This window comes from Brachybacterium netajii (SeqCode) (assembly GCF_054114245.1).
Window position 1 is genome coordinate 1 of sequence record NZ_JBSYXB010000003.1, and the last position, 23,587, is coordinate 23,587.

Consider the following 23,587-nt stretch of genomic DNA (forward strand, 5'->3'; position numbering starts at 1 on the left):
GGTGATCCCGAGCCTGTGAGCTCCTGCTTCTGAGCTCTGAGCTCTGAGCTTCTGAGCTTCTGAGCTTCTGAGCGTCGTCGGGTCGGGGCCCTCGAGGGCCTGTCCCGGTGACGCGTGAGCGGCCGGTCCCCATCGTGGGGACCGGCCGCTTCGCCGTCCGACGCCGGCCGCCGAGGCGTCGTCCTCTGACGAGGATCCTCGGCACAACGATGCGCTATGGCGAGGAATCGCGTCATAGGACATCGCGTCATAGGGCATCTCGTCATAGGTCTCCGACGGTTCCGACGGGATAGTCCACGAAGGCGAAGGCGGAGCCGTCGGGAGCCCAGCTGGGCACGTTGATCGTGCCCTGCCCGCCCTCGAGGGTCAGCAGCGTCGTCGGCCGCGACCAGTCGTCCATGGCGACGAGCCGCAGCTCGACCTCGAGATCCGCCGGATGGCCGAGGGTGCCGGGCGGGAAGCTGATGTAGACGGCGACGTCGCCCGTCGGTGCGACGTGCGGGAACCAGTTCACGCGCTCGTCGGCGGTCAGCTGCTCGAGCTCGCCGCCGTCGGGCCGGATCCGCGCGATCTGCGCATGACCGGGAGCGGTCGAGAAGGCCTCGGTGTTCAGCAGGATCCAGGCGCCGTCGGGCGTCCACTCGCAGCCGTCCGCCGGGCCGGGCGGGGCGGTCAGCGGCCGATCGTCCGTCCCGTCGGCGCCGACGGTGCGGATCGTCGCCGCGCCCCACGGGTTCCCCGCGTGCTCGGTGACGTGCACGTACGCGAGGCGACGGCCGTCGGGGCTCACGCCGTGGAGGAAGTGCATGCCGCCGTCGTCGCCGGTCACGCGCCGGATCGGGCCCGACGGTCGCAGGTCCGCGTCGAGCGGGACGTGCCAGATATGGAAGTCCGTCGTCGAGGCGTAGGCCCCGTTGCCCTCGGGCGCGAGGACGTGGTCGTTGTTGACCGGTGGGAGGCCCGGGACCTCCAGCGGGACGGGCCCGGCCGCAGCGGTGGCGGCTGAACCGGCGGGGCCGACGGCGGGGCCGACGGCCGGCAGGAGCCAGAGGCGGCCGTCGCCGTTGACGAGGAGCCGGTCGTCGGGCGTCCAGTTCGGCGCCTCGTACAGGCGCTCCGTCGACTCGTGCACGGTGCGAACCGCGCCCGTCGCCCGCTCCCAGACGCGGATGCGGCAGCGCTGGCCGGGGGCAAGGGTGCGCCAGGGGACGTGATCGCTCATGGCGCGGAGTATCCCACCGCCGGGCGTCAGCCCACCATCGCCAGGAAGCGGCGGTGCAGGCGCGGCTCGCCGGTGACCTCGGGGTGGAAGGAGGTGCCCAGTAGGTTCCCCTGCGCGGCGGCGACGGCCCGCCCGTCGGGCAGGGTCGCGAGCACGGTCGCCGCGGGCCCCACCTCCTCGATCACCGGAGCGCGGATGAACGCGGCCCGCACCGGCGGGGCGTCCGGCCCGGCGATCAGCGGATCGAGCACCTCGAGGTCCGTCTCGAAGGACTCGACCTGGCCGCCGAAGGCGTTGCGCCGCACGGTCACGTCGAGGCCGCCGAGGGTCTGCTGGCCCTCGATGCCGTCGACGATGCGATCCGCCAGCAGGATCAGCCCGGCGCAGGTCCCGTAGACGGGCAGGCCCCCGGCGATCGCCGCGAGCAGCGGCTCGCGCAGCTCGAAGATCCGCATGAGCTTGTCGATCGCGCTCGACTCGCCGCCCGGGAGGACGAGCCCGTCGACCTTGGCGAGCTCCGTCTGCCGCCGCACCCGCGAGACCTGCGCCCCCAGCTGCTCGAGCATCCGCACGTGCTCGCGCACATCGCCCTGCAGGGCGAGCACGCCGACGCGCGGACCGGCCGCGAGCAGGGGCCCGGAGGCCGACGGGGCGGCGTCGGCCGACGGGGCGGTGCCGGAGGGCGGGGCCGCGTCGGCCGACGGAGCGGCGCTCACCAGCCGCGCTCGGCGAGGCGGTGCGGGGCGGGGAGGTCGGAGACGTTGATGCCGACCATCGCCTCGCCGAGGCCGCGGGAGACCTCGGCGATGACCTTCGGGTCGTCGTGGAAGGCGACGGCCTTCACGACGGCGGCCGCGCGCTGCGCCGGGTTGCCGCTCTTGAAGATGCCGGAGCCGACGAAGACGCCGTCGGCGCCGAGCTGCATCATCATCGCCGCATCGGCCGGGGTGGCGACGCCGCCCGCGGTGAACAGCACGACCGGCAGCTCGCCGGTCTCGGCGACCTCGGCGACGAGGTCGTAGGGGGCCTGCAGCTCCTTCGCGGCGACGTAGAGCTCGTCCTTGCTCAGGTGGCGCAGCGCCGCGATCTCGCCGCGGATCTTGCGGATGTGCTTGGTGGCCTCGGAGACGTCGCCGGTGCCGGCCTCGCCCTTGGAGCGGATCATCGCCGCGCCCTCGGTGATGCGGCGCAGCGCCTCGCCCAGGTTCGTCGCCCCGCAGACGAAGGGCACGGTGAAGCCGTGCTTGTCGATGTGGTTGACGTAGTCGGCGGGGGAGAGGACCTCGGACTCGTCGATGTAGTCGACGCCCAGCTCCTGCAGCACCTGCGCCTCGACGAAGTGGCCGATGCGGGCCTTCGCCATGACGGGGATCGAGACGGCCTCGATGATGCCGTCGATCATGTCGGGGTCGCTCATGCGGGAGACGCCGCCCTCGGCGCGGATGTCCGCGGGGACGCGCTCGAGCGCCATGACCGCGACGGCGCCGGCGTCCTCGGCGATCTTCGCCTGCTCGGGGGTGACGACATCCATGATGACGCCGCCCTTCAGCATCTCCGCCAGGCCGCGCTTGACCTTGCCGGTGCCGGTGGTCGTGGTGCTCATGGACGTCTCCTCGGGGTGGGCCCGGCCGTGGTCGACCGCCGGGTACTCGTTTGATCTAGGCCAAAGCTAGACATTGGCCCATGCCGAACGCAAGAGACATGACGGAATGCGGGCGGTCGTCCCACGGGGTGGGACGGCGGGTGGGGTCGCGCGCGTCCGCCGTGCCCTAGGCTCGTCGACGTGAGCGCTCCCCTCGAACAGGCAGGTCCCGACGGCTCGACGCGCGAGCCCGCCATCGTCGGCGCGACCGCCGCGGAGATCGCCGACAGCGTGCGCACCCTCGTCGAGCGCGGCACCCTCGTCCCCGGCGACCTGCTGCCGCCCGTGCGCGCCCTCGCCGAGCGCCTCGGCGTCAACCGCAACACCGCCGTCGCCGCCTACCGGCGCCTCGCGCGCGACGGGATGGTCGTCGCTCAGGGGCGCGCGGGCACCCGCATCGCCGGTCCTGAGAAGGTCGCCCAGGAGGGCTTCGCGGATCCCGGGGGCGGCCGTGATCCCGGGGCGGGGCCCCTGCGCGACGTCGGCAGCGGCAACCCGCTGCCCGAGCTCATCCCCGCCCTCGCTCCGGCGCTGCAGGCCGCCGCCGGCCGTCCCGTCCTCTACGGCGAGCCCGTGATCGACCGCGGCCTCGAGGAGTTCGCGCGCGACTGGATGGCGCCCGACGTGCCCGTCGGCCCCGAGGACCTCCGCCTGACCCTGACCAGCGGCGCCGTCGACGCGATCGAGCGGCTGCTCGCCCAGGCGCTGCGGCGGGACGACGCCGTCGCCCTCGAGGACCCGTGCTTCCTGGCGAGCATCCAGACCGTCCGCCTCGGCGGCTACCGGGCGGTCCCCGTGCCCGTCGACGAGCACGGCATGACCGTCGACGGTCTGCGCGCGGCCCTCGAGGAGGGGGTGCGGGCGGTCGTCTGCACCCCGCGCGCGCAGAACCCGACGGGGGCGAGCCTCAGCGAGGAGCGCGCCGCGCAGCTCCGCGAGGTCCTCGCCGACCATCCGTACGTGCTGGTCATCGAGGACGACCACTTCTCGCTGCTGGCGCGTGCGCCGTTCCGCTCGATCGTCGGGCCCGGGCATCGGCGCTGGGCGCTGGTGCGCTCGGTCTCGAAGTTCCTCGGCCCCGACATGTGCCTCGCGGTCACCGCGACCGATCCCGGGACCGCCGAGCGGCTCGCCCTGCGGCTCAGCCCCGGCACCACCTGGGTCAGCCATCTGCTGCAGCGGATCGCCCTGGCCATGCTCCAGGACGAGGACTCGCGCGCGCTCGTCGAGCGCGCCGGATCCCTCTACGCCGAGCGCAACGCGGCCTTCGCCGCGCGCCTCGCCGAGGCCGGGCTGCCCGTCCGCGCCGGAGACGGCATGAGCCTGTGGATCGACGTCGGGGTCCCCGCCCGCGATGCGGCCGCGCTGCTCATGCGCCTCGGCTGGCTCGTCCGCACCGGCGACGACTTCCGGCTCGACCCCGACGCCGGACCCTCGCAGCACCTGCGCGTCACCGTCCACGACCTCACGGACGCTGAGGCGGAGGCGCTGGCCGCAGATCTGGTGGCCGTGGCGGGGTGAGGGGGACGGTCACGCGCGGAGGGTGGCGTCCAGGCCCTGTGACCCGGGCCGTTCGACGGGGCTGGAACGCTCGGCGTCACTGTAGATCACTGTATTTCACTGTAGTTCTGGCTGATCGGGTGCATCAGTGAGGACCACAGTGACCACCAGTGACGACCACAGTGACCACCACTGACGATCAGTGATCACCAGTGACGATCAGTGATCGCCGCTGGTGCGGCGGGAGGATGCTCGCCTTCCTCCTCACCCCTTCTCGGCCAGGCGCGAGCGTCCCTGCTCGGTGAGCCGGAACCAGGTGATCTGACCGGGACCCGGCATCCTCCCGATCCCGCCCAGGGCGGACCACAGCACCGCCATGTGCTCGATCGAGGCAGCGGCGTCGTCGGCGGCCGGGACGAAGCCGTGCTCGCCGATCGACCCGGGCTCCAGGTTCCCGCGGGCCACGAGCCGGGCGAGCGTCGTCGTCCCCCGACGGGCGATCTCGCGGGGATCGTGCACCTCGCGCTCCACGAGCTCGGAGACCGCATCCGCCGGGGTCACCCAGTCATCGAGCGCCGCCTCGAGCACCGCGAGCTCGACCTCGTCGGGGGAGGCGTCCGCCCACGTCGCCATGGCCTCCGTCGTCGCGACGCGCGGGGCCGGGTCCCCGGGGCGGGCGCTGATCCTGGCGTCGGCGTCGGCGTCGGCGTCGGCATCGGCCGCGAGGCGTGCCCCGTCCGGCAGGGCGAGGCTCCAGGGAGCGGTGATCGTGAGCGGCATCGGACGACCGCCGTCCGCATCGGCGAGCAGGAGCGTGAGTGTCGCGTCGGCGTCGAGCGCGATCGCCGAGACGACGGCGCCCAGCATCCGGGCGTCGTCCCGGAGGGGAGCGCCGCCGGGGATCCGGAGATCCCCGCGCAGCACGGCCGCGCCGCTCAGGACCAGGGTCGGGCGCGGGGCCGGATCGACCGCCTCGACCCACTGGCCGCGAAGGGGGTCCAGGGCGTCGGGCACGGCAGGCGTCGTCATGCGGGGATCCTTCCGGGGTCGGTGCGGGCGTCCGGGTCAGGCGCGCCGGGCCCGGGCCGCTCCCGCGGCGGCGATGAGCGCCGCGATGACCACCGCGCCCACGGCGACGGCCGCGCCGCCCACGAGGACGGTGCCCGTGACCCCGATGATCGAGCCGAGCACCGCGAGGGTGATCCCGTTGCCCGTGCGCAGGCCCGTCGTCAGCATGCTGTACACGCCGATCACGCGCCCGCGCTGGTCCACGGGCGCGCGCAGCTGCACCACGGCCTGGCCGATCGTCATCGAGGCGAGGTTCGCGACCCCTCCCACCACGAGCGCGAGGATCACCACCGCATAGCTGGAGGAGGTCGCCACGACGATCGTCGTGGCCCCGAACAGGAAGGTCGCGACGACCGCCGCACGGGTGCTGGGCCGGATCGCCCCGGTCGCCTCGAGCAGGAACCCGCCGAGCACGCCGCCCGCGCCGTTGGCGAACAGCAGCATGCCGTAGGCGAAGCCGGCGTCGCCCGCGCCGAGGCCGTCGGCCAGCGTGGGCATCGCGACCTGCAGGGAGGAGCCGACGCCCACGGCGATCACCCCGCCCAGCGCGATCATCGCCATCAGGACCCGGTCCCCGACGACGGTGCGGAGCACCGCGAGGGAGCGCAGCGGGCCCAGGCGCTCGGTCCGCACCACCCCGTCGCGCGTGTGCCCCGTGTACGGGGTGCGCAGCATCAGCAGCGTCATCGGCAGGTAGAACAGGATGTTGGCGAGGATGCCGACCCCGGGCCCCAGGACCAGCAGCAGCACCGAGCCCACCACGGGGCCGGCGAGCACGCCGAGGCTCTTGAAGGTCGCGTTCAGCCGCACCGCTCCCGGCAGGTCCTTCGGCTCCGCGAAGTCGTGGAGCATCAGCTGCTCGGCCGGTCCCCACAGGGCGCCCGCGCAGCCGTGCAGCACCAGCAGCACGCACGCCATCCACATCTCCAGCGTGCCCGTGAGGAACAGGACGCCCCAGGCCAGGGACACAAAGGCGAACAGTCCCTGGGCGATCTGGATGATGCGTCGGCAGTCGTAGCGCTCGGCGAGCTCGCCGAAGGTCACCGACAGCAGCAGGAACGGCAGCCAGCGGCTGATCACCTGGAAGCCCACGAGGGCGGGCGAGTGGAACGCCTGCCAGAGGAACCAGTAGGTGATGACGTGCTCGATGTTGTCGCCCATCATCGAGAGGCCGGCGGTGATCAGGTACGGGCGGGAATGGCGGTCGCGGAGGGCGCCGAAGCGGCGGGGCGCGATGGTGGACGTGGCGAGCTCCAGGGATCGGGGCGGTCAGCGGGCGGCGGGGCCGTCGGCGCGGCCGGCGTCGAGGCCGGAGCCGAGTCCGGCGTCGATGCTCGTCGGCTCCGCGAGGCGGGTGCGCAGGAACTCGGCGTGGACGTCGAGGGAGCGGGTGACGCCGGCGACGAGATCGTCCTCGACACGGTCGAGGCGGGCGCCGAGGGTCGCGAGCTGCTCGTCGATGCTCGCGAGGTTCGCAGCCGCCTGCTCATGGCTGCGGCCCGAGCTCAGCTGGAGCATGGGGACGGTGTCCTCGAGAGCGCGGACCAGGTCGGGGACGTAGCGGGAGGCCATGCCCTCGACGAGCAGCAGGTCGTCGTCGGAGGCGCGGCGGGCCTGCAGCGCGGCCGTCGAGGCGAGCGCGTCGATCTGCTCGAGGAGCGCCTCGGCCCGGCGCACGACCGCGGCCAGCCCGGTGCCGCGGCGGGCCCGTCGGCGCAGACGCGTCAGGCGCCGACGCAGCGTCCGGGTCGAGCGGACGACCCCGGTGAGGGTGCGGCGCGTGCCCTCGCGGATCTCGAGGCCGGCGGACTGTGCGGCGTCCAGCCGGGCCGGCGCCGGGCGGCGCTCCCGCAGCAGGAAGCCGGTGCCGCCGCCGACGAGCGCGCCGACGCCGAGTCCGGCGGCCAGGGGGATGAGCAGGCCGGCGCCGCCGACGAGGCTCGCGACCCCGAGCACCACGAACGTGCTGATCCCGAGGCCGCCGCCGAGGGTGACGGGCACGCCGACGGTCAGCCAGCGGCCCCGTCGGCGCCGCACCGCGAGCCGCCGCGAGCCGGGCGAGAGCAGTCTGCCCTCGAGGGCCCGCGCGGGGCGGGGCGCGGCGGCCGGGGCGGCCGGGGCGGGAGCGGCGAAGGATGCCGGATGGTTGGCCGGGAATGACGCGGAGCGGGGCACAGGGGAGCGGGGCGCGGCGGATGGGCCGGTCGTCGGCCGTTCGTCGTGGACTGCCATGGTGCGCTCGCGCCTCCCCTCATCGCGTCCTCCAGGGTATCCCTCGGGGTGCGCGAGGGGCATGGGGGGTAGCCGGGGGAGGAGACGGCAGATGACTGCATGTGACGAAGCATGAGGCGGTGTGACGAGGGGCGCGCGCCGGGAGGGGGTGAGGGGTGGGATACTCAGTAGTGCTAAATCCTTTGACCCACCGAAAGCTCACGTGATGACCACCAGCGATGCCCTTCCGGCCGAGGCGGCGTCCTCCCTGGAGGAGCGCCCGCCCCGGGCGTCCGTCCGCCGCGCGTTCCTGCGCCCGCTGCCGCTCGCGGCCGGGATCGTCGTCGCCGTCAGCCTGCTCTCGGCGCTGTTCGCCCCGCAGCTCTCGGCGCTGTCGGGGAACGACCCCTTCACGTACAACGCCGATGCGCTCGGGCCGGACACCTCCCCGCTGGGCGTCCTCGGCGGCGTGAGCGCGGAGCACTGGTTCGGCGTCGAGCCCGGCACCGGCCGCGACCTCTTCTCGCAGGTGCTCTACGGCGCCCGGGTGTCGCTGCTGATCGGCATCGCCTCCACCGTCCTCGCGACCGCGATCGGCGTGCTGCTGGGCATCGTCGCGGGCGCCGTCGGCGGGATCGTCGAGAAGCTCGTCGACTTCGCGACCGACGTGACCCTCGGCTTCCCCTTCCTCATCTTCGCCATCGCGCTGAGCGCGCTGTTCCCCCTCGAGGCCCCGCGCGCCCTCCTGCTGACGCTGGTCATCGGCATGTTCGGCTGGCCCGGGATCGCGCGCGTCGTCGCCGCCGAGACCCGTGTCATCGTCAGCCAGCCCTATGTCGTCGCCTCCCGCGTGATGGGCGCGCGCTTCTGGCACCTCTTCCGCCACCAGGTGCTGCCGAACGTCGCCTCCACGGTGATCGTCTACTCGTGCATCTCCCTGCCCGGCCGCATCGCCGCCGAGGCCACGCTGTCCTTCCTCGGGGTCGGCATGCTGCCGCCGACGCCCTCCTGGGGCCGCTCGATCGGCGACGCGATCAGCTGGCTGCTCGTGGACCCGGCCTTCCTGCTGTTCCCCGCGGCCGCCCTGTTCCTCGTGACCTTCTCCTTCAACATCCTCGGCGACACCCTGCGCGACGCCCTCGACCCGCGAGGAGGCCAGGCATGAGCCGTATGACAGGCATGAGCCCCGTCCTCGTCCGCGTGCTGCGGAGCCTCGGCGTGCTGCTCGTCGTCGTCGGGCTGACCTTCGCGATCTTCTACGTCGCCCCCATCGACCCGGCGCTGCGGATGTGCGGGAAGCCCTGCTCGCCCGACGACCTCGAGGCTGCCCGCGGCTTCATGGGCTTCGACCGCCCCTGGTACGTGCAGTTCGCGGCGTTCATCGGCGCGATCTTCACCGGGCGCACCTTCGGCTCCGAGAACGTCGTGGTGGAGTGCGCGGCCCCGTGCCTCGGCTACTCCTTCCAGCTGCACCAGCCGGTGACGACCCTCATCGGCCAGCGCTTCCCGGTCACCTTCTCGATCGCGATCGGCGCGGTCGCCCTGCAGGCGCTGTTCGGCATCGCCGCGGGGGCGCTCGCCGCCCGCCGCCAGGGCGGGATCCTCGACCGGATCGTCACGGGCGTCTCGGTGATCGCGGCCTCGGCGCCGGCGTTCGTCGTCGGCCTGCTCGCCGTCGTCGTCTTCGCGCTGCGCCTGGACCTGCTGCCCAGCGGCGGCTACGAGGCCTTCGTCGACGGGCCCGGCCAGTGGGCCCGGCACCTGATCCTGCCGTGGGCCACGCTCGCCTTCCTCAACGGCGCCGTCTACGCGCGGCTCGTGCGCTCCTCGATGATCGAGCAGCTGGGCCTGGACTACGTGCGCACCGCCCGCGCCGCGGGCCTGTCCGAGCGGACGGTCGACGGCTACGCCCTGCGGAACCTCGCGCTGCCGCTGACGACGCTCATCGCCCTGGACATCGGCGCGCTGCTCGGCGGCACCGTCATCACCGAGCGGATCTTCGGCCTGCCCGGCCTCGGCGCCCTGCTGCTGGACGCGACGACGACCGCCGATCTGCCCGTCATCGTCGGCACCACGCTCGTCGGCTCCCTGCTGATCGTGCTCGCGAACCTCTCCGCGGACCTGCTCCGGCCGGTCCTCGACAAGCGCCTCGCCGGGAGCCGCGCATGAGCGCCGACCCCCGCACCGCCCGTGGCGCCCGTCGGGCCGACCGATGTCGGCCCCGCCCCTGACCTCCCACCCCGGAGGAGCCGGCCACCCCGGTCTCCCCGATCCCGTTCGCTCCGCAACCCCTCAGGAGAAGAAGCCATGACCTCCGCATCCCCGTCGCGCCTGCCCCGCCGCCTCGTCCTCGCCGCCGGCCCCGTCCTGCTCGGCACCGCCGCGCTCGCCGCCTGCTCGGACGGCGGCTCCTCGAGCGGCTCCTCCGACGGCGGCGGCGAGAGCGGCGGCACGCTGACGATCTACTCGACCGGCGAGGAGATGAGCTTCGATCCGGCCACCAGCCAGAACCTGGCGATCACGACGCTCGGCCTGACCGCGCGCCGCCTCACCGCCTGGAAGACCTCGGCCGACGCCCCCACCGAGCTGATCCCCGACCTCGCGACCGACACCGGCACCGCCTCCGACGACGGGAAGACCTGGACCTTCACCCTCCAGGAGGGCCTGCTGTTCGAGGACGGCACCCCGATCACCGCGGCGACCGTCAAGTACGGCCTCGAACGGTCCTTCGCCTCCGAGCTCACCGGCGGCCTCAGCTACCACAAGGTGCTGCTCGAGGGCGGCGAGGACTACGCGGGCCCCTTCGACGGCCAGCACCTGGACTCCATCGAGGCCGCCGACGAGACCACGCTCGTCCTCCACCTCAACCGTCCCTACGGCGACTTCGGCTGGATCGCCTCGACGCCGGCCTTCGCCCCGGTCCCCGAGGACTCCGGCGAGCCCGAGACCTATGCGACCGCCCCGGTCGCCTCCGGCCCGTACCGCCTCGAGTCCTACACCCCGGGCAGCCAGGCGATCCTGCAGCGCAACGAGAACTGGGACCCGGCCACCGACCAGGCCCGCGTCGGCGGTCCCGACACCATCGAGTTCGCGCTCGCGCAGGACGCGAGCGTCGTCGCGCAGTCGATCATCGCCGACCGCTCCGACGCCCAGGACTCGTTCCTGGCGAGCTTCGTGCCCACCGCGCAGCTGGTGCAGGCGCAGAACGACCCGAACGTCGGCGACCGCCTGGTCACCTCCGGTCCCGGCGCCCTCGAGTACCTCGCGCTGAACACGGAGTCGGAGGCGCTGAAGGACGTGAAGGTCCGCCAGGCGATCCAGTACGCCGTCGACAAGGAGGCCTACCGCACCGCCAAGGGCGGCGAGATCTCCGGCGACTACGCGACCACGCTGATCACCCCCGGCATCGCCGGCCGCGAGGAGTACTCGCTGTACTCCGACGAGCCCACCGGCGACGCCGACCTCGCCGCCTCGATGCTCGCCGAGGCCGGGGTCTCCGACCTGTCCCTGCGCCTGGTCATCAACGACACGCAGACGGCGGCCGCCGAGGCGATCCAGCAGGGCCTCTCCCGCGCCGGCATCACCGTGACGATCCAGCCCCTGGACACCAACGCCTACTCCTCGGAGATCACGGCGAGCGACGGCAGCGGCTACGACCTCGTGCTGAGCTCCTGGCAGCCCGACGTCCCGTCCCCGAACGCGAACCTCACCCCGCTGTTCGACTCGAGCCAGATCGGCGGCGGCAACTACAACATCGCCCGCTACGCGAACCCCGACGTCGACGCCGCGATCCTCGAGGCCTCCTCGACGGTCGACGCCGACGCCGCGCATGCGCTGTGGGCGGCCGTGGACCGGCAGATCCTCGAGGACTCCCCGGTGGTGCCGCTGATCTTCTCGAAGAACTCCTTCATCCACGGCTCCGGCGTGAAGGACTTCGTCATCGGCGAGTTCCCCGCGTACCCGAACTACCTCACGGTGACGCTGGGCTGATGAGCGCCTCCGACGAGCTCCTGGTCCTCACGGACCTGCAGGTGAGCATCCAGGACCGCACGATCGTGCAGGGCCTGGATCTCGCCGTGCGGGCCGGCCGCATCACGGCCCTCGTGGGGGAGTCCGGATCGGGCAAGAGCATCACCGCTCTGGCCACGATCGGGCTCGCCCCGCGCACGGCCGCGGTGCGCGGCAGCGCGCGCCTGGACGGCGAGGAGCTCGTCGGACGCCCGCCCGCGCAGATGCGCCGTCTCCGCGCGGGCCGGATCGGCATGATCTTCCAGGAGCCGGGGCAGTCGCTGTCCCCGGTCATGCGGGTCTCCGCCGCCTTCCGCGACGTGCTCGCCGTGCGCGAGGGCATCCGCACCCGTGCGCAGGCGGCGCGCCGCACCGCCGAGCTCCTCGCCTCCGTGGGCCTGCCCGACCCCGAGCGCACCGCCCGCTCCTACCCCCACGAGCTCTCCGGCGGCGAGCTCCAGCGCGTGGTCATCGCCCTCGCGCTCAGCGGCGACCCCTCGCTGCTGATCGCCGACGAGCCCACCACCGCGCTCGACGTCACCGTCCAGCGCGGGATCCTCGACCTGCTCGTGCGGATCGTCGCCGAGCGGCAGATCGGGGTCCTCCTGATCACCCACGACATGGGCGTGGTCGGCGAGATCGCCGACGACGTCGTCGTGCTCAAGGACGGCGCCGTCGTCGAGCAGGGCGGCGTCCGCCGCATCCTCTCGGCGCCCGAGCAGCCCTACACGACGGCCCTGCTCTCCGCGGTGCCGCGCCTCGCCGAGAGCCTCGAGCGGGCCGACGACGGGCCCGGCCGTCGGGGCGCGTCCGCCGGCGGGCCCGCGCCCGACGGACGGGCCGGGGCCGACGACGGCGCGGCGTCGGCCGCGGCCTCCGGGGCCGACGACGGGGCTCCCGTCGTGCGCGTCGAGGGGCTGTCCGTGGAGTACCACCGGCGCGGCGGCTCCCATCTCGCGCTCGACGACGTGTCCGTGCGGATCCGGGCCGGCGAGATCCATGGCCTGGTCGGCGAGTCCGGCTCCGGGAAGTCCACCTGGGGCAAGGCCTTCGCCGGGCTCGTCCCCGCGCAGGCGCGCGTGCTGGAGCTCGACGGCGTCGACCCGCGGACCCTCCGCGGCGCGGCCCGCCGCGAGGCCTATGCGCGCGTCGGCATGGTGTTCCAGAACCCGGCGTCCTCGCTGAACCCGCGCCGCACCGTCGGCTGGAGCATCGCCGAGCCGCTGCAGCTCGCCGGCGGCGCCTCCCGCGCCGACATGACCGCGCGGGTCCGCGAGGCCCTCGAGACGGTGCGCCTGCCCGCCTCCTATGCGGAGCGGCTCCCGCACGAGCTCTCCGGCGGCCAGCGCCAGCGAGTCTCCATCGCGCGGGCCCTGATCCGTCGGCCGAGCCTGCTGATCGCCGACGAGCCCACCAGCGCCCTCGACGTCACCATCCAGGCGCACGTCATCGAGGTGCTGCGCGACGCCATCGAGGTCGCGCAGTTCGCCTGCGTGTTCATCAGCCACGACCTCGCCGTCGTCGGCTCCCTCGCCGACGAGGTCACCGTGCTGCGGCGCGGCACCGCCGTCGAGCAGGGCGAGGTGCGCCAGGTCCTCGGCGCCCCGCAGCACGAGTACACGCGCGCGCTGCTGGCCAGCGTCCCCGACCCCGAGCGGCGGCTGCGCGGCGAGGAGGGCCGGGCGGCCTGAGCCGCCCGGCCTGAGCCGCCCGGCCTGAGCCGCCGACGGGCGGGGACGACCTGCGCCGTCGGCCCCGCCCGTCGGCCCGCGCTCAGTCCTCGATCTGGAGCAGATCGGCGGCGCTCGTCGCGGCGGCCTCGATCGCGGCGTGCTCCGGGCGCTCCTTCTGCATCCGCTCGATGTACGGCTGGGAGCGCTGCACCTGCGCCTCGAGGTTCGTGACCGTGGCCAGGAAGTTCTGGTTGGCCTGGGTGCGGAACTGGTCGATCCCGTCCATCGTCGCGAACAGGCTGTCGAAGGACTTCTGCAGGGTCTCCGCGGAGACGCCCGAGGTCGCGGCCTGCTGCTGGATCTTCAGCGAGTTGTCCGCGAGCATCTTCGAGGTGCGGTCGATGAGGGAGTCGGTGGTGCGGTTGACCGCGTCGATCTGGTCGAGCACGATCTTCTGGTTCTCGAGCGCCTGCGCGGTGATGACCGCGGTGCGCAGGGCCGTGACCGTGGTGGTGCGGGCCCGCTCGACGCCCTGCTGGAGCTTGGTGTTGTTGTCCTCGATGAGGCCCATCGACAGGTAGGCCTGCACGGTCACGGCGATCTGCGTGGCGACGTCCTGGCGGCGCTGGCGGACGGCGAAGAGCACGTCCCGTTCGAGGGCGTCGGCGTCGGCGGCCTTCCCCTCGGCGCGCATCTGCTCGGCGCGGCGCACCGTGCGATCGTCGAGGACGCCCAGGAGGTAGGAGGCCTTCTGCAGCGCCTGCAGGTCCTCCCACAGGCCGCGGCGCTCGACGGCGAGCTCGGCGTTGTCCTTCTGCAGCATCTCCTGGCCGCGCGAGAGCGAGCCGAGGACCTCGTCGAGCTGGTCCTGGTTGGACTCGAAGCTGCGGAAGTAGCGCTTGGCGGCGTTGCGGCCGGGGAGGAACGAGAGGGCCTTGTCGGCGAAGGTCTCCTCCTTCGGCGCCAGATCCTCCATCGTGGTGCGCAGGTCCGACAGGGACTTCGCGACGGTCTCCTGCGCGTTCCCCTTCTCCTTCGCCTCCCGCAGCGACTGCTGCATGAAGCGCGAGGAGGTCTGGCTGGTGCGCTCGAAGGTGCGGCGGGCGACGGCGCCGAGGGCGTCGACCTGCGCGGAGAACTCCTGCGAATGCGGGTTCAGCGTCGCGATCTGGTCGACCCAGGCGTCGGCCCGCTTCTCGAGGTCCTGCTGCTGCTCGCCGGGCAGGTCGGGCAGCAGCGAGACGGCCTGGTCGTCGCTGATCTCCTCGACCGGCTCGGCGGGGGTGATCTCCTCGGCGGGGGTGGGCGGCTGCAGCTTGTCCATCGGGGCCTCCTGGGCGGTTGCGGGACTTCTGGTCGAGGGGTCGGGCGGGTTCGGCAGGACGGTCGTCGGCCGACGGGTGGTCCGCCGGTGGACGGTCCGCCGACGGGCGGGTCAGACGTCGATGATCGGGTTCAGATGCTGGTCGGCGAAGCGGGTGCGGAGGAACTCGGCGTGCACCTCGAGGTCGCGGGAGACCCCGCCGAGCACGTCGGACTCGATCCGCTCGACGCCCTCGGAGAGGACCGCCAGCTGACGATCCACGCTCTCGAGGTTCGCGAGCGCCTCCTGCCGGGCGGTCCCCGCGAAGGTCTGCAGGAAGCCGACGACGTCGGACGCCGCGTCGAGCAGCTCGGGCGTGTACCGCACGGCGATGCCCTCGAGCATCGTGACCTCCCCGGAGGACGGTCGCAAGCCCTGGATCTGCTCCGTGCCGACGAGCGCGTCGATCCTGGTCAGGAGCTTGTCGACGTCGTCGAGCACGCGCGTGGCGGCAGCGACGCCCGCGGCCTGCGGACGCAGCGCCGCGACGCGCCCGCGGGAGGTCGCGTCGGCCGCGAGGATCCGCTCGAGGACCGTGCGGGTGGAGTCCGGGACGGTGCTGGCGAGCACGGGACCGGCCTCGATCCGCCGTGCGCCGCCGCCCGCGTTCAGCGCCACGCCGCTGCCGCCGAGGGCGAGGACCCCGACGCCGACGCCCGCGCCGAGCACCAGCAGCGGGCTCGCGATCGCGGCGGCGAGTCCGACGGCGATCGTCCCCGCGCCGAGCACGGCGCCGATCAGCACGGGCACGCCGAAGCGCACGAACGGGCTGCGGCGGGTGCGCGCCGCGCCCTGCGTCGCGGGCGGGCGGACCGTCCCCTCGAGCGGCTTCTCGACCGGTCCCCACAGGTCGCGGCGCTCGGCCGTCGCTTTCCACGGCAGGTCGACGTCGCCGGGGCCGGGCGCGGGTGACGGTCCGGGCGAGGGCGAGGGAGTGGATGCGGGCGCGGGCGCGGGCGCGGGGCGGTCGGGGAGCGGCTGCTCCCCGGGCGTCGGCGACTGCGCCGACGGATCTCGTGCTTCGCTCACGGGCTCCTCGTCATCCTCCGAGGCGGGGACGGGGCGGGAGCGTCCGGACGGACCCGGCCGATCGCCTCGTCACAGGCATGGGAAGAGGCTATCGCGGGGTGCTGGGCGATGGCCGGGGGAGGAGCTGCCCGGCACCGTCTCCGTGCCGGCGGCTCATGGTCGATGAGTGCCGGCCTGCGAGTGATATGCCGGAGTGGATCCACCGGGTCGACAAGATGACTTGTGGAACGTGCCCTTGAGGAACGGGATCAGAGCCGAGCATCCTCGCCGTCAGCCCCGGCACCCGGCCGAGCCGCGCCAGGGGAACGACCGCGAGCAGCAGGAGCAGGCCCGCGACCACCAGGGACAGGCGATAGGCGGTCCCGGTGCCGACGAGCAGTGCGAGGCCCGCGACGAAGGAGCCGGCGCCGATGCTGACGGTGGTGACCACGCCGTGCTCGACCGGGCTCGCCCGCCGTCTCGGGATCACCGCCAGCGCCGAGAGGGATCCCTCGGCTGACCGGGACGAGGGCGGATCCCCGGCGGCCCGGGAGGTCGTCACCCCTCGGACCTGCCCCCCGGGTGCGCTCAGGCGACCGCGCGCCGCACGAGCGCGTCGATCTCCGCGCCCACCTGGTCGGTGATCTCGATGAGCGCGTAGCTGGCGGGCCACATCGCGCCGTCATCCAGCCGGGCGAGATCGCTGAATCCGAGCGTCGCATAGCGGCTGGAGAACTTCGCCGCGTCCTGGAAGTGGCAGACGATCTTCCCGTCCAGGGCGTAGGCCGGCATCCCGTACCAGAGCTTGGGGGCCAGCTGCGGTGCGGCCGTCGTGACCAGCCGGTGGACCTCGCGGGCGAGATCGCGGTCCTCCGGTGCCATCTCCTCGATCTTGTCCTGCACCGCCTGGGCGGCGGCGGCCGCCTTCTCCGCCGCAGAGGTCCGGGTGTGGGCCGCTCTGGTCTCCGCGGCGCGCTGCTTCATGGCGTCGCGCTCCGCGGCGGTGAATCCTTCGTTCTCCTCGATGGTGCTGGAGGTCTGTGCGTTCATGACCGTGCTCCTCACGTCATCGTGCTGAGATTCCTATAACGGCACGGATCGTGCCGTTACGAGAAGTATGGAGCGAGACGGGGCCCGTGTCAACGGCACGGTGCGTGCCGCTATGATCGATGCATGGTCGATGACCCTCAGCCCAGCCCCGAGTCCTCGACGGCGCCCGTCACGGCGCCCGGAGTCCCGCGACGGCGCGGAGCCGCGTTGACCCAGCAGCTGCTGGAGGCCACCCTCGCCCTCGCGGCCGATTCGGGATACCGCGGACTGAGCATCGAGGCCATCGCGCAGCGCGCCGGGGTCGGCAAGCACACGATCTACCGGCGCTGGCCGTCGCTCGCCGAGCTGCTGCTGGACGCCCTCCACCACGTCTGGGTCTCGGGCCTGGACTACCGCGGGACCGTGCCGGTGAGGGACGATCTGCGCGAGCAGTTCCGCCGTTCCAGCAGTGCGCTCACCACACCGCCGATCGGCCCGGTGTACCGGGCCGTGATCACCGAGGCCCTGAATGATCCGACGCTGCGCGACGCGCTGCACAGCAGGTTCCTCGCCACGGTCGAGCGGCGCACGCTGGCCCGGCTCGAGCTCGCCCAGAAGCACGGAGAGCTGGTCGAGGGAGATCTGAGGATCCCTGCGGAGCTGCTCTCCGGATCGATGTACTACCGCGAGCTGCTCTCCCCGGATCCCGTGGACGACCAGCTGATCGACGGATTGATCGACATGTTCATGGCCGCCTACGGCACCCGCTCCGCCGAGGAGTGAGTCCCGTCGGCCGCACGGGCGCGAGCCCCGTCGGCCGACGCACCCGACCCGTCGGCCGGGCGGCGCTCCCGCAGGGCTCAGCCGCCGCCGAGCTCCTTCTCGATCCGCTCGCGCATGCGCACGTGGATCGCATCGGCGTCCTCCTCCCAGCCGAACACGCAGACGGAGACGGTCCCGTCGTACTCGCGCTCGCGCAGATAGGCGAAGGCGGCGTCCCAGTCGATCTCGCCGTGGCCGATCTCGTTGTGCTGGTGGACGCGGGCATCGATCCCGGGCGGGTTCACGATGTAGCGGTTGCCGACGTTCGCCGTATGGTCGAAGACGTCGGCGATATGCAGGTGCCGCAGCCTCGTGCCCGCGTAGTCCATCATCTCCCGCGGATCTCGGGCGCCCTGCCCGAGGTGGAACGCGTGGGGGAAGCAGAACTCGTAGTTCAGCCAGTCCCGGTCCACGCCGCGGACGACCTGCACCGCCCGGTCGTTGTCCTCGACGAAATCGTACGGGTGCGCCTCGATCGTGCACTCCAGGCCGTACTTCTCGAAATGCGGGATCAGCTCCTCGATCGACCGGTAGAACTGGGCCTCGCTCTGGCGGGGCCGGTTCGGGTCCCCGGAGAGCTCGGTCGCGATCAGCGGCACCTCGAGCGCATCGGCGATCTCCAGCAGCCGCTTCCAGTTGCGCACCTGCGCCTGGCGCTCCTGCTCGTCGGGGCTCGCCCAGTCGAAGACGGGGTTCAGAGAGCCGATCCGCACCCCGGTCTCCGTCATCGCCGCCCGGATCTCGGCGATCAGATGCCGGTCGACCTTCGGATACCGATGCCACTCGTGGAAGTCCGCCCGCGGCGACAGCTCGAGATGGCCGTAGCCGAGCTCGCGGGCCTTGCGCAGCTCGTCGGCGACCGTCAGATGCGGGTGGTACATGCTCGGGTCCAGCAGGATCTTCACCATCGGGATGCTCCTCCGAAGGATGGGGTCGGGCGGCGGCGCCGGGCGATGGTCATCTCACCCCGAGACCGCACTCCGCGAGGAACTCGCGGGTCGCGATCGCGTTGGGCAGCGGCAGGCCCGGATCGCACGGGTACAGGTCCTGCTCGCAGATGACGTAGAGGTCCTTGTCGAGGGTCGCGAGCTTCGCGACCAGGTCCCGCATGTCCGGCAGGCCCGCCGGCGGACGCACCGAGGCGCCCTTCGCGACGGCCTCCCCGAAGGGCCAGTCCTTCTCGTGGGCCTCCCGGGTGATGTCCGGGTCGAAGGCCTTGATGTGGACGTAGCCGATCCGCTCGGGGTACTCCTCGATCATCGTCACCGGGTCCCCGCCGCCGTAGACGATGTGGCCCGTGTCCAGGCAGAACGACACCAGCTCCGGGTCCGTCGCCGCGAAGACCCGGGCGATCTCCTCGGGCGTCTCGATGTGGCTGTCGCCGTGCGGGTGCAGCACCATCGTCAGCCCGTAGTCCTCCTTCATGATCCGGCCGAGCTCGTTGGCGTTGGTGACGTACCGCCGCCAGGCCTCGCCGGTCAGCTCCCGCTCGTCGGTGAACTCCCAGGTCTTCTCGTCGCGGTACATCGGCGGCAGGTGCACCATGTACTCGGCGCCGACGGCCGCATGGGTCTCGGCGATCGCCCGGAAGGTCCGCTCCGTCTCCGGCCACGCCTTCTCCTGGTGCAGGATCCCCCAGCCGGTGCCCGCGACGACCCGGAAGCCGTGCTCGTCCATCACGGACCGCAGCTCCTTCGCGTCCTGCGGGAAGTAACCCCACGGCCCGGTCTCCATGACGGAGAAGCCGGCCTCCGCCATCTCCGCGAGGGCCGTCCGCCAGGGGATCTGCTTCTCGTCCTGGGGGAACCACACGCCCCACTGGTCCGGGCACACCCCGACGGTCAGCCGGTCGAAGGGCTTCTCGGGATTGCGGGAGCGGTCGGGTGCATCAGCGGTGGTCATGCAGGCATCTCCTTCGATGCGGAGGCGGAGCGGAGCGGGACGAGCCGAGCCGGTTCGAGCCGGCCGGGTCGAGCTGGCCGGGTCGAGTTGGCCGGGACGAGCCGAACCGGCCGGGTCAGTCGTGGGTCGGGAAGCTCATGGAGCTCGTGACGGTCTCGCTGGGGGCGGGCCAGCGGGTGGTGATCGCCTTCTGGCGGGTGTAGAAGGACAGGCCCTCGGGGCCGTGCGCGTGATGCTCCCCGAACAGCGAGTCCTTCCAGCCGCCGAAGGAGTAGTAGCCCACCGGCGTCGGGATCGGCACGTTCACGCCGATCATCCCGACCTGCACCTCCTCCTGGTACCGGCGCGCGTAGTGGCCGGAGTCGGTGAAGATCGCGGTGCCGTTGCCGAAGGGGGAGGAGTTCACCAGCTCGAGGGCCTCGTCGAAGGTGTCCACGTGCATGACCACCAGCAGCGGGCCGAACACCTCCTCCGTGTAGGTCGGGTGGCTGCGGTCGAGATCGGTGACGACGATCGGGCCCACGAAGTTGCCCCCCTCATGGCCCTCGACGACGAGCCCGCGACCGTCCACGAGGATCCGTGCGCCCGCCTGCTCCGCCTCGTCGGCCATCCGGATGACCCGCGCGCGGGCCTCGGGGGTGATCACCGGCGGCATGTCCGTCGTCGGATCATCGCCGGGGCCGACGACGAGCTTCTCCGCCTCCGCGGCGATGGCCTGCAGGAACGGCTCGTGCGCAGCGCCGACGGTGACCGCGACCGGCACCGCCATGCAGCGCTCGCCGGCGGAGCCGAAGGCACCCGAGGCGACCTGCGCGGCCGCGAAGGCGACGTCGGCGTCGGGCATGACGACGACATGGTTGTTCGCGCCGCCGAGCGCCTGCACCCGCTTGCCGGTCGCCGACGCCGTCCGATGCACGTAGCGGGCGATGGGGGTGGAGCCGACGAACGACACCGCCTCGATGCCCTCGTGGGCGCAGAGCGCGTCGACGGTCTCCTTGCCGCCGTGGACGACCTGGAAGACGCCGTCCGGCAGGCCGGCCTCCTGGTAGAGGCGGGCGATGATGTTCGAGGCGGAGGGATCCCGCTCGGAGGGCTTCAGGAGGAAGGCGTTGCCGGTCGCGATCGCCACCGGGTGCATCCAGAAGGGCACCATCGCAGGGAAGTTGAAGGGCGTGATCCCGGCGACGACGCCGAGCGGCTGACGCATCGTGTGCGCGTCCACGCCCGTGGAGACGTTCTCCGAGAAGCCGCCCTTGAGATCCTGCGTGATGGAGGTGGCGAACTCGAGGGTCTCCAGGCCGCGGGCGATCTCGCCCTTCGCGTCGCCGATCGTCTTGCCGTGCTCGCGGGAGATCACGGCGGCGATCTCGTCGGTCGCATCGAGGACCAGCTGCCGCATCCGGTAGAGCACCTGCGTGCGCTTCGCGAGCGAGGTGCGGCCCCAGCCGATCTGCGCGGTGCGGGCGACGGCGACGGCGCGGTCGACGTCGGCCGCGCCGCCCAGATGGAGCGTGCCCACCTGCGCGCCGGTCGCGGGGTTCATGATCGGCTGCGTCGGCCCGTCGCCGGGCGCCTCGGCGCGGCCGTCGATCCAGTGCGTGACGTCGTATCCCATGGAAGATCTCCTCGGTCAGGGCGGGCCGGAGCCCAGGTCAGAAGCGGTGGCGCCTCAGTGGCGGTGGCGCCTCAGTGGCGGTGGTGCCTCAGTGGCGGTGGCGCCTCAGAGGTGGTGGCGCTGCGGGGCGATGCCCCGCTCGTACTCGGCGCGGGCTGTGCGGGTGGACTCGAGGGTCGAGACGGCCGCGACCGGCACGTCCCACCAGCCGGACCCGGGCGGGTTCGGCCCGTACAGGTCGGTGTTCACGACGATCGCCGCGGCCTCGGACGAGGCGGCCGCACGGGCATAGGCCGCACGGAAGTCCGCCGTGCTGGAGACCTCCTGCACGTCCAGGCCGTAGGAGCGGATGTTCGCGGGGATGTCGAAGGGGATCAGGCCGCCGTCGAGCAGCCCCGAGGCCTCGTCGCGCATCCGGTAGCGGGTGGCGAAGCGCTGCGAGCCGTGGGACTCCGAGAGCGCGCCGATCGACGCCCAGCCGTGGTTCTGCAGGATCACCAGGATGACCTTCACGCGCTCCTGCACGATCGTCGCGATCTCCTGCGGGGCCATCTGGAAGGTGCCGTCGCCGATGATCGCGACGACCTCCGCGTCCGGCGCGGCCATCTTCGCGCCGAGCGACGCCGGCAGCTCGTAGCCCATGCACGAGTAGCCGTACTCCAGGTGGTACTGCCGCGGGGAGCGGGCCTTCCACAGCGCCTGCAGGTCGCCCGGCATGGACCCGGCCGCGTTGATGAGGATGTCGTCGTCGGCCATGAGCTCGTTGAGCGCACCGAAGATCTCCGTCTGCGCGGGCAGCTCCTGGTCATGGGGCTGGAAGCAGGGGGCGATGCGCTCCTCCCAGTCCGCGCGCAGGGCGCGGGCGCGCTCGCCGTGCGCGGCGGGGGCCCGCCAGCCGTCGAGGGCGGTGCGCAGCGCGTCGAGGCCCTCGCGGGCGTCGGCCACGAGCATCGTCGCGGCATGCTTGGCGGCGTCGAAGGACTTCACGTTGAGGTTCACGAAGCGCACATCGGGATGCGCGAAGGCGGTGCGCGAGGCGGTCGTGAAGTCGGTGTAGCGGGTGCCGACGCCGATCACGACGTCGGCCTCCGCCGCGAGCGCGTTCGCCGCATCGTTGCCGGTCGCGCCGACGCCGCCGATGCACAGCGGATGATCGGCGCTCAGCGCGCCCTTGCCGGCCTGCGTGTCGAGCACGGGGATCCCGGTCGCGTCGGCGAAGGCCTCCAGCGCCGCGCTCGCCTCGGAGTAGATCGCGCCGCCGCCGGCGATCAGCACGGGCCGCTCCGCCGAGCGGACGACCTCGACCGCCCGGGCGAGGGCCGCGGGCTCGGGCACCGGGCGGCCGACGTGCCAGGTGCGCTCGCGGAAGAACGCCGTCGGCCAGTCGTAGGCCTCGGCCTGCACGTCCTGCGGGAGCGAGAGCGTCACGGCGCCCGTCTCCGCCGGATCGGTGAGCACGCGCATCGCCTGCAGGGCCGCGGGGATCAGCTGCTCGGGCCGCGAGATGCGGTCGAAGAAGCGGGAGACGGGCCGGAAGGCGTCGTTGACGGACACGTCCCCGGCGGTCTCGACCTCCAGCTGCTGCAGCACCGGGTCGACGATCCGGGTCGCGAAGATGTCGCTCGGCAGCAGCAGCACGGGGATCCGGTCGACGGTCGCGAGGGCCGCCCCGGTGATCATGTTCGTCGAGCCCGGGCCGATCGAGGCGGTGCACGCGAAGGCCTGTCGGCGGTTGCGGGTGCGGGCGTAGGCGACGGCCGTGTGCACCATGTTCTGCTCGTTGCGCGCCTGGAAGAACGGCAGCGGCGCCTCGTCGGCGGCCGCATCGCCCGCGGCGGGGTCGACGGCGTTCTGCAGCAGCGCCTGCCCGAGACCCGCCACGTTCCCGTGGCCGAAGATCCCCAGGACGCCGGGGATCAGGCGCTCGCGCACGCCGTCGCGCTCGGAGAACTGCGCGGCGAGGAAGCGCACGAGGGCCTGGCCGACGGTGAGCCGGACGGTGCCGGGCGCGGCCGGCTGCGCGGCCGACGGGGCCGACGAAGCGGCCGACGGGACGGCCGGGTCTGCGGCTGATTCTGCGGCTGAGTCTGCGGCCGAGGGGGTGACGCTCATGCTGTCTCTTCTGCCTCCGGGGCTGCGGGCCCGCGGGAGCGGGACCGGGATGGCACCATCGGTCGCGGGGTGTCGGCGGGCCGGTGACCCGTCGGTGCGGCGGCTGGCCGCCTCGACGACTCGACGGTGAGTACGGTCCGACCAGCATGCCGAGGACGCCCCGCCGCTGTCAACAGTTTGTCAGGACAAGTTACCCGGCGTGTCGTCGACGGGGCTGTTCGTCGGCCGTCGCACCGACGATCCGGCGGCCGGATCATGTCGCCGACCTGTCAGCACGCCCGTCGGCCGCTCTCTCCGAACATGATTCATTCTTTGTATGGACATGATGTGGCCGGGATGCCATGATGGTGCCGACGAGCGGAGGGACCGCGGCGATCCGTCGCCGGAGCCCCAGGTCACCGCTCGGAATCCA

At 72.8% G+C, this 23,587-nt stretch carries 19 protein-coding genes; 6 read left to right on the forward strand and 13 right to left on the reverse strand.

Features of this window, described 5'->3' with window-relative positions; genetic code table 11:
- Positions 1 to 262 precede the first annotated feature (262 nt).
- From ACXET9_RS07430 to pdxS, 3 genes are all read right to left on the reverse strand, one after another.
- Positions 263 to 1,222 (reverse strand): TolB family protein, encoded by a 960-nt coding sequence (locus ACXET9_RS07430; RefSeq protein WP_457885883.1) that lies wholly within the window; start codon positions 1,220 to 1,222, stop codon positions 263 to 265.
- A gap of 26 nt (positions 1,223 to 1,248) precedes the next feature.
- Positions 1,249 to 1,854, reverse strand: coding sequence for a pyridoxal 5'-phosphate synthase glutaminase subunit PdxT (pdxT, locus tag ACXET9_RS07435; protein ID WP_457886266.1), 606 nt, complete (start codon positions 1,852 to 1,854; stop codon positions 1,249 to 1,251).
- A gap of 80 nt (positions 1,855 to 1,934) precedes the next feature.
- Positions 1,935 to 2,825 carry a pyridoxal 5'-phosphate synthase lyase subunit PdxS gene (pdxS, locus tag ACXET9_RS07440; RefSeq protein WP_457885884.1) on the reverse strand — a complete coding sequence of 297 codons (891 nt, stop codon included), beginning with the start codon at positions 2,823 to 2,825 and terminating at the stop codon, positions 1,935 to 1,937.
- 180 nt (positions 2,826 to 3,005) lie between these two features.
- Between pdxS and ACXET9_RS07445 the strand changes: the two genes are divergently transcribed.
- Positions 3,006 to 4,385, forward strand: coding sequence for an aminotransferase class I/II-fold pyridoxal phosphate-dependent enzyme (locus ACXET9_RS07445; RefSeq protein WP_457885885.1), 1,380 nt, complete (start codon positions 3,006 to 3,008; stop codon positions 4,383 to 4,385).
- A 243-nt stretch (positions 4,386 to 4,628) separates the two neighbouring features.
- On the opposite strand, the gene ACXET9_RS07450 is transcribed toward ACXET9_RS07445, so the two are convergent.
- The 3 genes from ACXET9_RS07450 to ACXET9_RS07460 are packed head-to-tail and all read right to left on the reverse strand — an operon-like array spanning position 4,629 to position 7,664.
- Positions 4,629 to 5,393: a hypothetical protein gene (locus tag ACXET9_RS07450; RefSeq protein WP_457885886.1), complete on the reverse strand. Its 765-nt coding sequence runs from the start codon at positions 5,391 to 5,393 to the stop codon at positions 4,629 to 4,631.
- A gap of 36 nt (positions 5,394 to 5,429) precedes the next feature.
- The gene (locus tag ACXET9_RS07455) at positions 5,430 to 6,689 is read right to left on the reverse strand and encodes an MFS transporter (RefSeq protein ID WP_457886267.1); all 1,260 of its coding nucleotides are present in this window, start codon (positions 6,687 to 6,689) and stop codon (positions 5,430 to 5,432) included.
- A 12-nt stretch (positions 6,690 to 6,701) separates the two neighbouring features.
- On the reverse strand, positions 6,702 to 7,664 hold the full coding sequence (locus ACXET9_RS07460) for a hypothetical protein (protein ID WP_457885887.1): 963 nt from the start codon (positions 7,662 to 7,664) through the stop codon (positions 6,702 to 6,704).
- Between the two features lie 205 nt (positions 7,665 to 7,869).
- On the opposite strand from ACXET9_RS07460, the gene ACXET9_RS07465 reads away from it, so the two are divergent.
- From ACXET9_RS07465 to ACXET9_RS07480, 4 genes are all read left to right on the forward strand, one after another.
- Positions 7,870 to 8,808, forward strand: a complete 939-nt coding sequence (locus ACXET9_RS07465) for an ABC transporter permease (RefSeq protein WP_457885888.1) — start codon at positions 7,870 to 7,872, stop codon at positions 8,806 to 8,808.
- Entirely contained in the window at positions 8,805 to 9,812 is a 1,008-nt protein-coding gene (locus ACXET9_RS07470; RefSeq protein WP_457885889.1) for an ABC transporter permease, read from the forward strand. Before ACXET9_RS07465 ends, ACXET9_RS07470 begins: the two co-directional genes overlap by 4 nt.
- Before the next feature lie 138 nt (positions 9,813 to 9,950).
- The gene (locus ACXET9_RS07475; protein ID WP_457885890.1) at positions 9,951 to 11,633 is read left to right on the forward strand and encodes an ABC transporter substrate-binding protein; all 1,683 of its coding nucleotides are present in this window, start codon (positions 9,951 to 9,953) and stop codon (positions 11,631 to 11,633) included.
- Positions 11,633 to 13,342 carry an ATP-binding cassette domain-containing protein gene (locus tag ACXET9_RS07480; RefSeq protein ID WP_457885891.1) on the forward strand — a complete coding sequence of 570 codons (1,710 nt, stop codon included), beginning with the start codon at positions 11,633 to 11,635 and terminating at the stop codon, positions 13,340 to 13,342. The genes ACXET9_RS07475 and ACXET9_RS07480 overlap by 1 nt, the downstream gene beginning before the upstream one ends.
- 82 nt (positions 13,343 to 13,424) lie before the next feature.
- On the opposite strand, the gene ACXET9_RS07485 is transcribed toward ACXET9_RS07480, so the two are convergent.
- The 3 genes from ACXET9_RS07485 to ACXET9_RS07495 form a co-directional block, all read right to left on the reverse strand.
- Positions 13,425 to 14,648, reverse strand: a complete 1,224-nt coding sequence (locus ACXET9_RS07485; RefSeq protein ID WP_457885892.1) for a toxic anion resistance protein — start codon at positions 14,646 to 14,648, stop codon at positions 13,425 to 13,427.
- Between the two features lie 111 nt (positions 14,649 to 14,759).
- The gene (locus tag ACXET9_RS07490) at positions 14,760 to 15,716 is read right to left on the reverse strand and encodes a hypothetical protein (RefSeq protein ID WP_457885893.1); all 957 of its coding nucleotides are present in this window, start codon (positions 15,714 to 15,716) and stop codon (positions 14,760 to 14,762) included.
- A gap of 567 nt (positions 15,717 to 16,283) precedes the next feature.
- Positions 16,284 to 16,745: an iron chaperone gene (locus ACXET9_RS07495; RefSeq protein ID WP_457885894.1), complete on the reverse strand. Its 462-nt coding sequence runs from the start codon at positions 16,743 to 16,745 to the stop codon at positions 16,284 to 16,286.
- Positions 16,746 to 16,868: 123 nt separating this feature from the next.
- On the opposite strand from ACXET9_RS07495, the gene ACXET9_RS07500 reads away from it, so the two are divergent.
- The gene (locus ACXET9_RS07500) at positions 16,869 to 17,507 is read left to right on the forward strand and encodes a TetR/AcrR family transcriptional regulator (RefSeq protein ID WP_457885895.1); all 639 of its coding nucleotides are present in this window, start codon (positions 16,869 to 16,871) and stop codon (positions 17,505 to 17,507) included.
- 77 nt (positions 17,508 to 17,584) lie between these two features.
- On the opposite strand, the gene ACXET9_RS07505 is transcribed toward ACXET9_RS07500, so the two are convergent.
- The 4 genes from ACXET9_RS07505 to iolD all read right to left on the reverse strand — a co-directional run bounded on the left by ACXET9_RS07505 (position 17,585) and on the right by iolD (position 23,175).
- Complete coding sequence (locus ACXET9_RS07505) at positions 17,585 to 18,454, reverse strand: sugar phosphate isomerase/epimerase family protein (RefSeq protein WP_457885896.1); 870 nt, start codon at positions 18,452 to 18,454, stop codon at positions 17,585 to 17,587.
- Positions 18,455 to 18,503: 49 nt separating this feature from the next.
- Positions 18,504 to 19,448 (reverse strand): TIM barrel protein, encoded by a 945-nt coding sequence (locus tag ACXET9_RS07510; protein WP_457885897.1) that lies wholly within the window; start codon positions 19,446 to 19,448, stop codon positions 18,504 to 18,506.
- A gap of 115 nt (positions 19,449 to 19,563) precedes the next feature.
- Complete coding sequence (locus tag ACXET9_RS07515) at positions 19,564 to 21,063, reverse strand: CoA-acylating methylmalonate-semialdehyde dehydrogenase (RefSeq protein ID WP_457885898.1); 1,500 nt, start codon at positions 21,061 to 21,063, stop codon at positions 19,564 to 19,566.
- Positions 21,064 to 21,168: 105 nt separating this feature from the next.
- On the reverse strand, positions 21,169 to 23,175 hold the full coding sequence (gene iolD, locus ACXET9_RS07520) for a 3D-(3,5/4)-trihydroxycyclohexane-1,2-dione acylhydrolase (decyclizing) (protein WP_457885899.1): 2,007 nt from the start codon (positions 23,173 to 23,175) through the stop codon (positions 21,169 to 21,171).
- Between the last annotated feature and the right edge of the window lie 412 nt (positions 23,176 to 23,587).